Source organism: Marinomonas phycocola (assembly GCF_047525455.1).
Classification (GTDB): Bacteria; Pseudomonadota; Gammaproteobacteria; order Pseudomonadales; family Marinomonadaceae; genus Marinomonas.
In genome coordinates, this window is the sequence record NZ_JBLIXL010000015.1 from 20,930 (window position 1) to 34,481 (window position 13,552).

The 13,552-nt window shown below is 42.0% G+C and carries 12 protein-coding genes; 5 read left to right on the plus strand and 7 right to left on the minus strand.

Annotated features, from left to right (window positions below; translation table 11 throughout):
- The first annotated feature begins 51 nt into the window (after positions 1-51).
- Entirely contained in the window at positions 52-1,068 is a 1,017-nt protein-coding gene (gene epmB, locus ACMUMJ_RS11525) for an EF-P beta-lysylation protein EpmB (protein ID WP_414678989.1), read from the plus strand.
- A 108-nt stretch (positions 1,069-1,176) separates the two neighbouring features.
- On the opposite strand, the gene ACMUMJ_RS11530 is transcribed toward epmB, so the two are convergent.
- The 5 genes from ACMUMJ_RS11530 to ACMUMJ_RS11550 all read right to left on the minus strand — a co-directional run bounded on the left by ACMUMJ_RS11530 (position 1,177) and on the right by ACMUMJ_RS11550 (position 6,191).
- A complete protein-coding gene (locus ACMUMJ_RS11530; protein ID WP_414678990.1) occupies positions 1,177-1,473 on the minus strand; it encodes a putative quinol monooxygenase in 297 nt (98 codons plus the stop codon).
- 38 nt (positions 1,474-1,511) lie between these two features.
- Positions 1,512-2,789, minus strand: a complete 1,278-nt coding sequence (otnK, locus tag ACMUMJ_RS11535) for a 3-oxo-tetronate kinase (protein ID WP_414678991.1) — start codon at positions 2,787-2,789, stop codon at positions 1,512-1,514.
- A gap of 1 nt (position 2,790) precedes the next feature.
- Positions 2,791-4,332 carry a tripartite tricarboxylate transporter permease gene (locus tag ACMUMJ_RS11540; RefSeq protein WP_414678992.1) on the minus strand — a complete coding sequence of 514 codons (1,542 nt, stop codon included), beginning with the start codon at positions 4,330-4,332 and terminating at the stop codon, positions 2,791-2,793.
- A gap of 2 nt (positions 4,333-4,334) precedes the next feature.
- Entirely contained in the window at positions 4,335-5,081 is a 747-nt protein-coding gene (locus ACMUMJ_RS11545) for a tripartite tricarboxylate transporter TctB family protein (RefSeq protein ID WP_414678993.1), read from the minus strand.
- Between the two features lie 90 nt (positions 5,082-5,171).
- Positions 5,172-6,191 carry a tripartite tricarboxylate transporter substrate binding protein gene (locus ACMUMJ_RS11550; RefSeq protein WP_414678994.1) on the minus strand — a complete coding sequence of 340 codons (1,020 nt, stop codon included), beginning with the start codon at positions 6,189-6,191 and terminating at the stop codon, positions 5,172-5,174.
- A 163-nt stretch (positions 6,192-6,354) separates the two neighbouring features.
- Here ACMUMJ_RS11550 and ACMUMJ_RS11555 point away from each other — a divergent pair, with 163 nt between their 5' ends.
- The 4 genes from ACMUMJ_RS11555 to ACMUMJ_RS11570 are packed head-to-tail and all read left to right on the plus strand — an operon-like array spanning position 6,355 to position 10,208.
- Positions 6,355-7,338, plus strand: a complete 984-nt coding sequence (locus tag ACMUMJ_RS11555; protein WP_414678995.1) for an SMP-30/gluconolactonase/LRE family protein — start codon at positions 6,355-6,357, stop codon at positions 7,336-7,338.
- Between the two features lie 15 nt (positions 7,339-7,353).
- A complete protein-coding gene (locus ACMUMJ_RS11560) occupies positions 7,354-8,451 on the plus strand; it encodes an isocitrate/isopropylmalate dehydrogenase family protein (RefSeq protein ID WP_414678996.1) in 1,098 nt (365 codons plus the stop codon).
- Positions 8,452-8,469: 18 nt separating this feature from the next.
- A complete protein-coding gene (locus tag ACMUMJ_RS11565) occupies positions 8,470-9,501 on the plus strand; it encodes a Gfo/Idh/MocA family protein (protein ID WP_414678997.1) in 1,032 nt (343 codons plus the stop codon).
- A 26-nt stretch (positions 9,502-9,527) separates the two neighbouring features.
- Positions 9,528-10,208 carry a GntR family transcriptional regulator gene (locus ACMUMJ_RS11570; RefSeq protein ID WP_414678998.1) on the plus strand — a complete coding sequence of 227 codons (681 nt, stop codon included), beginning with the start codon at positions 9,528-9,530 and terminating at the stop codon, positions 10,206-10,208.
- A gap of 118 nt (positions 10,209-10,326) precedes the next feature.
- Here ACMUMJ_RS11570 and ACMUMJ_RS11575 read toward each other — a convergent pair whose 3' ends face one another.
- Together ACMUMJ_RS11575 and glnE are read right to left on the minus strand one after the other, a co-directional pair.
- Positions 10,327-10,515 carry a hypothetical protein gene (locus ACMUMJ_RS11575; protein WP_414678999.1) on the minus strand — a complete coding sequence of 63 codons (189 nt, stop codon included), beginning with the start codon at positions 10,513-10,515 and terminating at the stop codon, positions 10,327-10,329.
- Positions 10,516-10,604: 89 nt separating this feature from the next.
- Entirely contained in the window at positions 10,605-13,547 is a 2,943-nt protein-coding gene (gene glnE / locus ACMUMJ_RS11580) for a bifunctional [glutamate--ammonia ligase]-adenylyl-L-tyrosine phosphorylase/[glutamate--ammonia-ligase] adenylyltransferase (protein ID WP_414679000.1), read from the minus strand.
- Positions 13,548-13,552: the final 5 nt, after the last annotated feature.

The window sequence follows — 13,552 nt, forward strand, 5'->3', positions numbered from 1 at the left end:
TAATTTGCCGCAATAATAACCCATATTCATCTTATTTTGCAGACATTTGACGTGAACAGAATCAAAACACAAACTGAACCCGCTATTTCTTGGCAGCAAGAACTTTCTAATGCCATCACTTCGATTCCAGAACTCTTAGATTATCTTCACTTACCTCAATATTTATCAAGCGCCAGTGAAGACGCCACACATCCATTTAAACTCTTAGCACCCAAACCGTATTTGGATAGAATCGAAAAAAACAATCCAAATGATCCGCTATTGTTACAAATACTCCCTGTGCATTCTGAAAATTTAACAATCGAAGGCTATGGTAAAGACCCATTAGAAGAAGCAGAACACACACCCCAAAAAGCGATAGTACACAAATACAAAAACCGCTTGTTAATCATTACAACGGGCACTTGCGCGGTAAATTGCCGTTATTGTTTCAGACGACACTTCCCTTACGGTGACAACCAGCTCGCCCAAGATGAATGGCAATCTGTGTTAGAGTACATTGAGCAGCACCCTTCTATTAATGAAGTCATTTTAAGTGGTGGCGACCCATTAATTATGAAAGACAGCCAACTTAGTAAACGCATTCAATCACTTGAGTCTTTACCTCAAGTAACACGCGTAAGAATCCACAGTCGCTTGCCTGTAGTGATTCCTCAGCGAGTGACGCCTGATATGCTCCAATGGATTGAACAGACGCCCTTAGATGTGGTGATGGTGCTTCATATTAATCACGCCAATGAAATTGCGACCGACGTAGCTTTAGCGGTTCAACGTTTAAAAAACGCTGGTGCACTAGTGCTCAACCAAGGTGTGATATTAAAAGGCATTAACGACACTCTTGAAAGCCAAGTTAACCTTAGTGAAGCTCTATTCAAACACGGTATATTACCCTACTACATGTTTCTCTTTGATCCCGTTGAAGGCGCTGCACATTTTGATTTCCCTTTAGAACAGGCGCAAAAACTCATGGGGGAGGTTGCCGCAGAATTACCCGGATACCTTGTACCTCGCCTCGCCAAGGAAATTCCAGGAAAAACCGCTAAAACACTCTTCGCACCCATTTTATAGACATTGGAATTTCTTTAAATACTCAAATTCAATACAAAAAAGCCATAAAAAATTTCTCTATGGCCTTCCTAAAAATAAAAAGGAGTCCATGCACTAAATGCACAGGCTCTAAGAGGAAATTCTCTCCCAAGCATCAACCACTTTGCTGACCACATAAGGTGCACTAACTTTATTAAAATCAATAAAGTGAGTGCTGTTTAAATGTGCTTTAAAATCGGATTCAGTATCGTACAGTTCATACAAAAAAAACGGCACAATGCCCTCTTTACTCTCACCGATAGCAACATCAAAGACACGACAAGCTAACTCTTTCGTTAATGAATCTTGAGCTTGATTTAGTATCAAGGTTCTAAAGCGATCGACATCTTCGTTTTTTACCGTAAAAGTCACAGTAATCGTAAACATAATTAAATTCCTTACATCACATCGGCCTAACACACGGCTTACTTAGAAGCACGAGACAACGCTTTTAGAAAAAAATCTCTGGAGCCAAAATTGCCAGATTTTAATGCTATTCCTACTTTTTTCTCGCCTTGTAACACCGTCCACGGCACACCGGGTTCAATTGGGTCGCCAATCAACAATGTCTTAGCCTGTAATGCGGAAACCACAGCACCCGAGGTTTCCCCTCCCGCGACAACCACCTTCGTCACACTAAAATGCTCTGTTGCTTCTAACGCCAAACGAGCGAGACACGACTCAACCAATTTACCAGCAATATCTTGACCTAATTCTTGCTGAATCGCCGTTACATTTTCCGGTGTATCACTGGCGTATATTAAAACAGGCGTATTTCCAACATGTTCTTTCACAAATTGCAGTAGCCTCGTGTATTCTTGTTCATCTTTAGACAAAGCTAATGGATCAACAGAGAGACCGGGGTAATGCTCTAAAAAACATTCAACCTGCCCTCTGGTTGCTGTTGAACAACTGCCAGCCAATACCAATGAATGGCCTTTTGGTAAGAACATACTGTTTTGCGCACTCTCTTCTTTCATCCAGCCTTTTTTACGATATAAAGCCGGCAACCCTTGCGCAAGTGCTGCACCGCCTGTGAGCAACGTCATGTCTTCTGCGGCAAATGTTGATGTAATCAAATCATCATCGGTTAACGCATCCATCACCCATATCGTAGGTGTTTCCTCTTGTGCGGATTCAAACTCAGACTTTACCGTCTCTTCTCCTTGCTGCACTTGTTGCCACGTCACCTGTTTAATCTGTGCTTTTGTTTGCGTGGATAGCAAACGCATCAAATTAGAATCTTGCATTGGCGTTAATGGATGGTCTTTCATTGGTGACTCTGCTAGTGGTAGACCAAGAACAAATAAGTTAGCCCCATAAACCGTACGCCCATTCTCAGGATAGCCTGGGCTGACAAGGGTTTTAAATGTATTTAACCTTGTCATTAATGCGTCGATTACAGGGCCTATATTGCCTGTTGGTGTCGAATCAAATGTCGAACAATATTTAAAGAAAACCTGTACAACACCTTGCTCTAACAACCAGTCACACGCCTTCAATGACAAGTCAACAGCGTCGTTTACTGGCTCTGTACGAGACTTCAACGCTACAACGATGGCATCCACATAATCAGGGTAAATCATTCCCTCCGTTGGCAAACCATTAACCTGCAATACCTGCATACCTTCTCGACGTAATACCGATGCAATGTCTGTTGCTCCAGTAAAATCATCCGCAATACAGCCCAACAATACACTCATATTAAGCACCTTTTACCTTTGCAGGGCCGAAGCCCAGTTTTTTCATTATCCAACCTTTAAATATTGGGTATTGCGGCACTTTAGTCAGCAGCACAAGCACAATAACCAATAATAAAAGAATGGATACAGGACGCTCAATAAATGGCATTAAACTGCCTTCAGACACCATCAAAGCACGACGTAAGTTCTCGTCTGCCATAGGACCAAGAATGACACCAATCACAAGAGGAGAAATGGGATACTGCATTTCACCCAGGAAATAAGCAAAAATTCCAACCAGCACCATCATATAAAGATTAAAAACATTCAAACCCAAAGCGTACGAACCTAGAATGCACATGAGAGTCACAACAGGTAAGAAAATAGGCGCTGGAATACTCAGCACTTTAACTACCTGCTTGGCCAAGAACATGCCATTTGCCCACATGGCAACAGAGCACAATACAAGAATGGCCGTTACTTCAATTAGGAAAGCAGGATTTTCTATTACGATCATAGGCCCTGGCGTAATGCCGTGAAGCATCAGTGCTCCCAATAACATCGCCGCGGGTGGACTGCCCGGAATGCCCAGAGTCAACAAAGGAATCAGAGCGCCGCCGATACAGGCATTATTTGCCGTTTCTGATGCGATAATGCCTTCAGATTCACCCGTTCCAAATGTATCTGGGTGAGAAGACGTATTTTTTGCCGCCCCATAAGAAACCCAACCCGCAATGTCTTCTCCAATTCCAGGAACCGCACCAATACCGATGCCGATCATAGAGGAGCGGGTGATGTTTTTGCCATTTTTAAATAAGGTAGACCATTCTGGTAAGATACGCCCAAAGTCTTGCATTGCACCCAAGCTTTCTTTGTTACGCAATGCTTTAATAACTTGTGGAATGCCGAACGCGCCTATCAAAACAGGCACCACTTCTAAGCCTTGATCAAGGTTTGGCATATCAAACGTAAAACGAGGGAAAAACTGTAGGGGGTCACGCCCAATGGTTGAGATTGCCAAACCTAATAACCCAGCAATCCAGCCTTTAATAACCAAATCAGAGCTGGTTAACGTGCCACTAATCAAAATACCAAATAAAGCCAATAAGAAAAATTCAAATGAAGTGAACTGTAACGCCATTTTCGCTACCCATGGAGCAGCAATCACCAACACCAAAATTCCCATTAACGTACCGATTAACGATGCGGTCGTTGTTAAGCCTAACGCTCGTCCACCTTGCCCTTTTAAGGCTAACGGGTAGCCGTCTAACGAAGTAGCTGCCGCTGCGGCAGTGCCCGGTATATTAATCAAAATCGCAGGGTAGGAGCCTCCATAAATTGCGCCCACATACAAGCCAAGTAACGCAACCAAAGCCGTATTAACATCCATGCCATAGGTTAAAGTCGTTAACAACGCAACGCCTAAGGTCGCGGTCAGTCCTGGTAACGCACCAAAAATAATACCGGCAAACGATGCACCTAAAAGCAACAACAGGTTTGCTGGCGACGAAAGAAGTGATAACAAGGTGCCGCCAAACACACTAAAGGATGACATAATGTCCATGGTTATTTACCTCTCCACATATCTCGAATGACGTATTTCGCATCTACCATTTTTTCAATAACCAACCCTTCAGTTGGCAAAGGCACTAACATACCAAGTCGAAATACAGGACAAACAATAACAGTCACAATCAACGCAGCCTTCCAACTTGAACGCCATGCTTTGTTTGTATCCGTTTGATTCGCCCAGCGCTTACTCATAAAGAGAATCACACCGATCACGAGCACAACCACCCAATCTAGAAGAAAACGACCCTCTTCACTGGGGGTGAAAATCTGAGAAATAATGATGAAAATGATGGACAAAGTTGACCACAACACCAAGGTCTTTTTCTGAATAAGAACACTGTCTGCATAAAAAGAAAATATGAATAAAAACAAGAAAATAAAAGCCGCTAGCGCAAAATCTACAATAGGAACCCAGCCATATACCTGCCCAGCAATTAACGACACTAATAATACAAAACGTCCCCAACTTTCGGCGCTTTCTCTTGCAGGGGTCGTTCCAGCATTAGCTTTAACAAAAACCAAAGCTTTTAGAAAAAGTACGATGCCACACAACAGCAGAATGATGGCAATCAATATTGGAAATAATGCAGGAGACACGTACCAAGCATTCGTTACTCCAGCGTAACTGTCCGAAAGAGGGAAGTTAAAACTTTCAATAATCATGAGAGACGATAGAACAATCAAGACTATCGAGGTTTTTAGATCTGCACGGCGTAATGTCATGAGTTGTTCAGGTAGCATAGATCCCCCAGTGTGAATTTTGCTTTCAATCGAGACAAGCAAAGTAGGGAAAAGACAAGTACATCTTTTCCCTACTATACGCTTTTTGAATTACAGTTCAGATGGCTTTGGAATACCTAAAGCAGTTGGATCAACTTTTACAGAACCTAAATCTTTCAATGTCCAAGAGAACAAAGATTCTAGGAACGCAAATTCATTACTTGCTTCTTGTCCAGATAGGCCTGAAAGAACGTAATAATTGTCTTTTGCCCAAGCTTGCAATTTAGGACCTGAAATCGCACGATTAAACGCGTTCGTTAATTTTGCTTTCACAGAATCAGGAGCATCTTGTCTGACCGCAAAACCAATTGCTTGCATGATTGGCAAATGTTTAGTCAACGCAGGGAATGTCTCAAACGCAGATGGAATAACACCCACACCTTCTAGTGCTTGTGCGTTTTTAACTAACATTGCCAAAGGTTTCAACTGACCACCTTTAATGAGCTGTTGTTGCTCGGCCAAAGACGTGATAACCAGATCCACTTCACCTGTTAGCACGGCCGTTTGGGCTGGTGCAGAACCAGGATACGGAATGTAGTTAAACTCTGTATTGGTGCCATTAGCAACAGCAAGAAGATTCAAATGATGTATAGAACCCGCGCCACCAGCACTTGCTTTCACTGATTTAGGGTTTGCTTTCACATCCTTAATCAAATCTTCAAGTGTATTGTACTTCGAGTTTGCAGCAACCGAGATAAGATCAGGTGAACCTCCAACAATAAATGGATACCAAACGTCCATACGTTGGTTCCAACCACCTTGAACAGCAGAGGCAACCACGGATTCAGATAGACCTACTAAAGTGTACCCATCGGCTTTGATTTTATGAACATAGCTCATACCCAATGAACCAGCCACACCGCCAGGGCGGTTAGTTACGTTGATATTTACATCTAAGAAAGGCGCCATTTCAGATGAAATCATTCTATTAATTACATCTGTACCGCCACCTGCAGACCATACAACAACGTTTGTGATATCCCTTTCAGGATAACGGTCTTTTGCCATAACGCTGGTTGTTAAACTTACCGCTAAAACACCAGAAACTAAGGCTGTCACAATCTTCTTCATCTGTATTCTCCACTTTTTTTGTTTTTATTCTCACTAAGTGAGGTAACCTATTCTATTGAACAAACCATATAATGTATACATTAATAAATTTATTTTGCAATAAGTTTTAAAAGTCGTTATTGTAATTGCCAATGAATATTACAAAAATAAAAGGGGTTTACGAATGTTCAAACTAGACCAAATTCGCTTCCTTGGCGACAATTTACGTCGTCCAGAGTGCGTATTAACCACATCCAATGGCCGTATTTACTGCTCTAATTGGGATGGAGGCGTGTCTATTATTGAGAAGAACGGTCAACAATTTTCTATTTTGGCACAGACAACGGATTTCGAATTAAAACCAAACGGAATCTGTTTATTAGAAAATGGTGACTTCTTAATCGCGCATTTAGGAAACAAAGACGGCGGCGTATACCGCTTAGCCCCTGATGGTCTTTTAACGACATTTCTCATTGAACTTGATGGCGACCCTCTTCCTCCAACCAATTATGTTCACCTTGACTTCCAAGGCCGCATTTGGATAACCGTAAGCACTAGGACGAAACCCAGAGCGGACGCTTACCGCTCTAACATACAAGATGGCTTTATTATTTTATGGGAGAACGGTACAGCAAAAATTGTGGCGGATAACCTTGGCTATACCAACGAATGCATTGTGTCCCCTGATGGTCGCTTTCTTTATGTAAATGAAACCTTTTCTCGCCGTTTAAGCCGTTTCACGGTCTTAGAAAATGGCGATCTAACAGACAAAACCACCATTGCAACCTTTGGTAGGGGCATTTACCCAGATGGATTGGTATTTGATCAAGAGAATTCTTTCTGGATCACCAGTATTGTCAGCAACCAAGTTATTAAAGTCTCTGCTGATGGGAAAACACAAGAAACCATGCTCATTGATGTGGACACAGATCACCTTACTTGGGTTGAAGATGCCTTCCTAACACATTCAATGGGTAGACCTCATTTAGACAATGTTAAAAGCCAAGTATTGCAAAACATTTCCAGTCTCGCCTTTGGTGGGGACGATCATAAAACCTTATATCTAGGCTGTTTATTAGGTCATCAAGTAGCAACGCTATCTCAAGATAATGCGGGCCTTGCGCCTAGTCATTGGCATTTCACAGGGCCTTCAGCGCCCAATTTATAAATCGGAGAATAAAAAATGAGCTCTACGTTAAAAACATTTGATATTGCGGTGTTTTCAGGTGATGGCATTGGTCCAGAGATCACACCACCGTGTTTAGAATTGCTGAACGCAGCGTGTGAAAAAGCAGATGGAGTTAAACTTAACTTTACAGATGTCCCAGCAGGTGCAGCACTTTATAGAGATACGGGTGAATCTTTCCCTGCGACCTCTAAGAAAGTCGCAAAAGAAGCGGATGCAATTTTATTATCTTGTATGGGGCTACCTGCTGTTCGTTACCCTGACGGCACCGAAGTATCACCGCAAATTGATCTTCGTATGGAGTTGGGTCTTTATGCAGGTGTGCGCCCAGTACGCTTAGTACCGGGTTTGGATTTACCGCTTGCAAGCGAAAAAGCAAAAGACATTGATTTAGTGCTTATCCGTGAGTCAACAGAAGGGTTGTTCGCGTCTCACGGTAAAGGAACAGTAGAAAACGACTCTGTTGCAAAAGACACCATGGTTATTACGCGTGCTGTTTCTGAACGTTTATTTGATTTTGCGTTTAAACTTGCGTCTCATAGAAAGCAAAACGGCAGCGAAGGTAAAGTAACCTGCGTAGACAAAGCAAACGTTTTCCAATCCTTCGCTTTTTTCCGCAAAGTGTTTGATGAACAAGCCGCATTGAATACAAACATCACAGCGGATCACAGCTATGTTGATGCAATGGCATTGAACTTAGTACGTCATCCATGGCATTTTGACGTGTTAGTAACAGAGAATATGTTTGGTGATATCCTTTCAGACCTAGGTGCCGCATTGATGGGCGGCATGGGTATGGCACCATCAGCAGACATTGGCAATGAACATGCTGTGTTCCAACCATGCCACGGTAGTGCTCCTGACATTGTAGGCGAAGGCAAAGCAAACCCTACCGCGATGTTCCTATCTTCTGCAATGATGTTAGATTGGTTAGATCAAACTCATAATCTACCAGCGTGCTCAACAGCTGCGAACTTCATTCGTGAAGCGGTTGACAATGCCTTTATAGCGGGTGACTTAATCCCTTATGAATTAGGTGGATCTGCCGGTACTGACGCCATCACAACAGCAGTCATGGCTCAGCTTCAAAAATAAACGACGGGGGTGGTAAACGTGCAAAAAAAACTTCGAGTGGCGACAGTGGGAACCGGCTATTTTAGCCAATTCCATTACAATGCTTGGGCACGTATACAAGAAGTAGAATTAGTGGCACTATGCAATCGTAGCGCCACAGTCGCTTCCTCTGTTGCTCAAGAACATGCCATTCCTGCTATTTATACTGACTTTATTCAAATGCTAGATGAAGTAAAGCCAGATTTAGTAGACATCATTACACCACCACACACGCATGTGAATTACGTAACCGCATCGATAGAACGAGGCATTCCTTGTATTTGCCAAAAGCCTTTCACAACCTCTTTAGAAGAAGCTGAAACACTCACTCAGCTTATCCAAGAGAAAAATGCGACGGTTATTATCCACGAAAATTTTCGCTTCCAACCTTGGTATCAAGAAATTAAGAAAATCCTCCTAAGTGAACAGTTAGGTAATTTATACAATCTGACCTTTCGTTTACGACCAGGAGATGGCCAAGGCCAAGACGCCTATTTAGCAAGACAGCCTTATTTTCGTGATATGGAACGTTTTCTCATTCATGAAACCGGCATTCATTGGGTGGATGTTTTCCGCTATTTACTGGGCGAAGTTGATTCTGTTTATGCTGATTTACAACAATTAAACCCAGCAATTAAAGGAGAAGATGCAGGCATCGTTTTATTCCAATTCAATAATAATATTCGAGGCATCTTTGATGGCAACCGCTTAGCCGATCACGCTGCCGAAAATATGCGTTTAACCATGGGCGAAATGCACATAGAGGGAAGTAAAGGATCCCTTAAACTTGAAGGGAATGGTATTATATCCACCCGAAAAACGGGTGAAGCTCAGTGGATCCCACATGAATACGCTTTCACAACCTTAAACTTTGGCGGTGATTGTGTGTATAATTTGCAACAACATGTCGTTGAACATATTTTACATCAGTCTGAACTTCATAATTGCGCTCAAGATTATATGAGGAATATAAAAATAGAAGATTTAATCTACAAATCCTCTTCCTTGGAACAACGCATAAAGACCCGATAAATACGATTAAGGATAAAAAACATTCCATGGCATTAAAAGCGGTGAAAACAAAAGTATCTTTAGCAGACAAAGCCTATCGAGAACTTAAACGCAAAATTCTTGATAACGAACTCCACTCCAGTCAACAAATGACAGAAGCCGAGGTGTCGGTTCTTCTTAATATGAGCAGAACGCCTACTAGAGAAGCCATGTTGCAGCTTGCAAGCGAGGGGTTAATAGAACTGAAACCTCGCCATGGAATGCGCGTTAAGCCTATTTCTATCGATGACATGCAAGAAATCTATGAAATCCTTACCGGTTTAGAATCCACTGCAGCAGCATTATGTGCAACAAAAGGCTTAACAAAAGAACAGTTGTCTTTAATGCATGACGCTGTTGATACAATGAATAAAACATTAGACCAAGATAATTTGACAGAGTGGGCGCAGGCAGACGAGCAATTTCATCGCTATTTAGTCGAATTTGCTGACAACAACCGACTACAGTCTTTGGTCAGTAATTTTATTGAGCAGTCACATAGGTTTCGCATGTTGACTTTAAAAATGCGACCTAAACCAACGAATTCAAATAAAGATCATCTTGATGTGATCAGTGCAATCGAAAACAGAAATTCGGAAAAAGCACGTTTAATTCATCATCAACACCGAGAAAAAAGCGGTCGCATGTTAATCGCGTTAATAAAAGGCGTTGGCTTAAACCATATTTAACCCATCCGGTTTTACGTTGCATTTTTCTCAAAGAACATACAAAACATAAAAAAAGCCAGATAAAAATCATTTTTATCTGGCTTTTCAATTCTGGCTTCTCATCAGTAGCAAACGCAATTTAAACGTGGACGTTTATAGAATTACCCAGGTTACCTTGAGGAACCGTTGATTTCGCAGGAGCCGTTGCTCCCGCACTCTCTAGCAGTTTTAACGCAGCTTGACCTTCTTGCTTTTGCGCTGATTGTGCTAATCTTGCACTTAACACTTCAGTCCCATATGACGAGGATGCACCACTGATTGCGGACATAGTCATTCTCCTTATTGATATCAACAATAAAAATATTGCACAACGCTATCGGCCTAGAATGACAGATCATTAACGATTTTTCATTATTTCTATAATGTAGGCGACTCAACAAAATCATCCCACAAAGCAGATATGGTTTGCTGATTGGCCAACAAAGCCTCTTTAGGCACAACGCGTCCTTGTTTTTGCAAGGTTAATCGATGGACATAAGCGCGATACAGTTTGTAACTTTCCGCCAGTTGCTCAGCATTTTCTTGAGAAATCACCCCAACCTTTGCCGCCTCTTCAAGTTGACGAATATTATCTGAGAACACAACCAACTCTGAATGAGTATGAGAATGCAAAAGCACTAAATATTGAACCAAAAATTCAATATCAATAATACCACCCTTACCCTGCTTAATATCGAACTCTAAATTTTTTTTACTCGTGTCTAAATGCGCTCTCATTTTTTCACGCATTTTAACCACTTCTGCTTTTAGTTCTGTAGATTGACGTGATTTGGATAAGGTATCCGACCGCACCTTATTAAACTGAGCAACAAGCTCTTGGCTTCCTGCAAGTGGCCTTGCTCTTGTTAACGCTTGATGTTCCCAGACCCATGCTTCGTTTGCCTGATATTCACGAAAGGCGATTAAACTGGACACCAACAACCCAGAATTACCGGATGGCCTGAGCCTCATATCCACTTCATACAAACGACCACTGGCTGTATAACTGGTCAATAAGTGAATAATTCTCTGACCAAGTCGAGTATAAAACGTAAGGTTATCAACACTACGATTGCCGTTGGTAGACAATGTGTGATTCGAGTTGTGTAAGAAAACAAGATCAAGGTCCGAATCATAACCCAGTTCCCAGCCACCCGATTTACCATATCCAACAATCACCAATTGAGGCGTATAAACAGGGTTACCTTGTTCATCGGTTGGGTAGCCATGTCGTTGCGTTAGGTAATGCCATGCCTGTTGTAATACTTGCTCTAAAAGAATCTCGGCCAACCAAGTTAAGTGATCGCTCACTTTCATTAAAGGCAATACATCCGTTATATCACACGCCGCAATACGTAAGATGAGAGAATGTCTAAAACGCCTCATCGCATCCATTTTTGCTTCTTCATCTTCTTCCGGTAGGCGAAGCAAAGTTTGTCTTAACTCGGCTTCCATGGATGCTTTATTAGGAGGAGAGAATAATGTTTGCGCATCCAACAGTTCATCCAATAGCATTGGAGTGCTTGAAATGGCTTCGGAGAACCAAACACTTTCTCGACATAAACGAATCAAATGAGTAATCGCCGTTGGGTTTTCGCATAATAAAACCAAATACGATGTACGACGTAATACCGCCTCCAGGATAAGTAAAACACGCTCTAGCACGAGATCAGGGTTATTTTCTTCTATCAGTTTCAGAGCAAAACTAGCAAAAAAAGTGGCAAGCCGTTCTTGTCCGATAGGCTGCATAAATACCACGCCCCGTGAGGCCACGAAGCGCTGTATTTGTAGCACACTTGTTTCTGTATTTTTCCACTCAATACCATCAACCAACTCTTCAATAGCTTCTCTAGACGCCTCGTTTTTAAACAAAACGCGCCATGATTCTAAATGTGGCAAGGCATGATTCGTTTCTTGCTCTTCTGCAATGAGTTTTTCAAACTCCGCATGCACCCACTTTCTTTGTTGCCAAAGCAATGTATCAAGTGACGACCATGCGTCAAAACCCAACATTGCAGCCAGTAAGGCTCTTTCATTGTCTTCTGTTGGTAACAGTTGTGTCTGCTCATCTCGGATGCTTTGTAACCCATGCTCTACTCGGCGAAATAACGAATATGCCTTCCATAATGCATCGGTTTGAGCTGTTTCTAGATATTCCTGCTGGGAGAGATAAGGCAGTACTTGATACAAAGATTGGGCTTGCAAACACGTGTCTCGACCTCCGTGCAATATTTGAATCGCTTGCACAATAAACTCAATCTCCCTAATCCCGCCTTCACCCAGCTTAATATTGTGTTCAATACCTTTTCGCTGAACTTCCTTTTCGATCATATTTTTTAAATCGCGCAACGCAGAGATGGCCGAAAAATCTAAGTATTTCCGAAAAACAAAAGGGCGTCGTAACTGCTCAAAGGCCGTCACGTCTTGTGGGGTTCCTGCCATCACACGGGCCTTAATCATGGCATAACGTTCCCAGTCTCGACCCTGATCTTGATAGTAGTTTTCCAACGAATCTAAGTTGAGAACCAAAGCGCCACTTTGACCAAAAGGCCGTAAACGCATGTCCACACGGAACACAAAACCATCGGCGTTCACCACATCTAAATGTTGAATCAATTTTTGACCAATTTTCGTAAAATACTCTTGATGAGAAAGGGACTTTTTTCCTCCTTGAGTGTCACCATGCTCACGAAAAGCAAAGATCAAATCGATATCAGAAGACAGATTAAGCTCTCCTCCCCCCAATTTCCCCATGCCAACAACAATCAAAGAAAGGTCTTTACCATTTGAGTCAATTGCTCTTCCATAGAGTGTCGAATAATACTGCTCGATCCATTTAATGCTGGCATTGACGCACGCATCCGCGAGTAATGTTAGATAATTCGTTAGCGACTTCAAGCCAATGACTTGACGAATATCTAAAAAAATTAGGCAAACCATACAATACTGTCTAACCAATCTTAGGCGAGACATAAGCGCTTTTTCATCCATTTCTAACGGGTTGTCTAAAGAAATAAGAATGTCAGCAACGGAAGGTGTAGGCAACGTTTCGGGTGTAATACTAATCAGATTAATGATCCATTTAGGATGACGTAACAATTGTGTATACACATAGTCACTAACACAAATAACGCCATTAATGTCTTCCCAAACCGCGTCTGCTAAAGACGGTAAATTATGCATTTCATAGCGGTCTTGCAATTCACTTAAGCGCTTTGCGTCCCCTTTTTCTTTCGCATACGCGATCAAATAAGGGTTATTATTTTTTGTCATCACTTTATTAGAATCATCGCCTGAAAGTGCATCCATTATCTTGGTCATAAGCG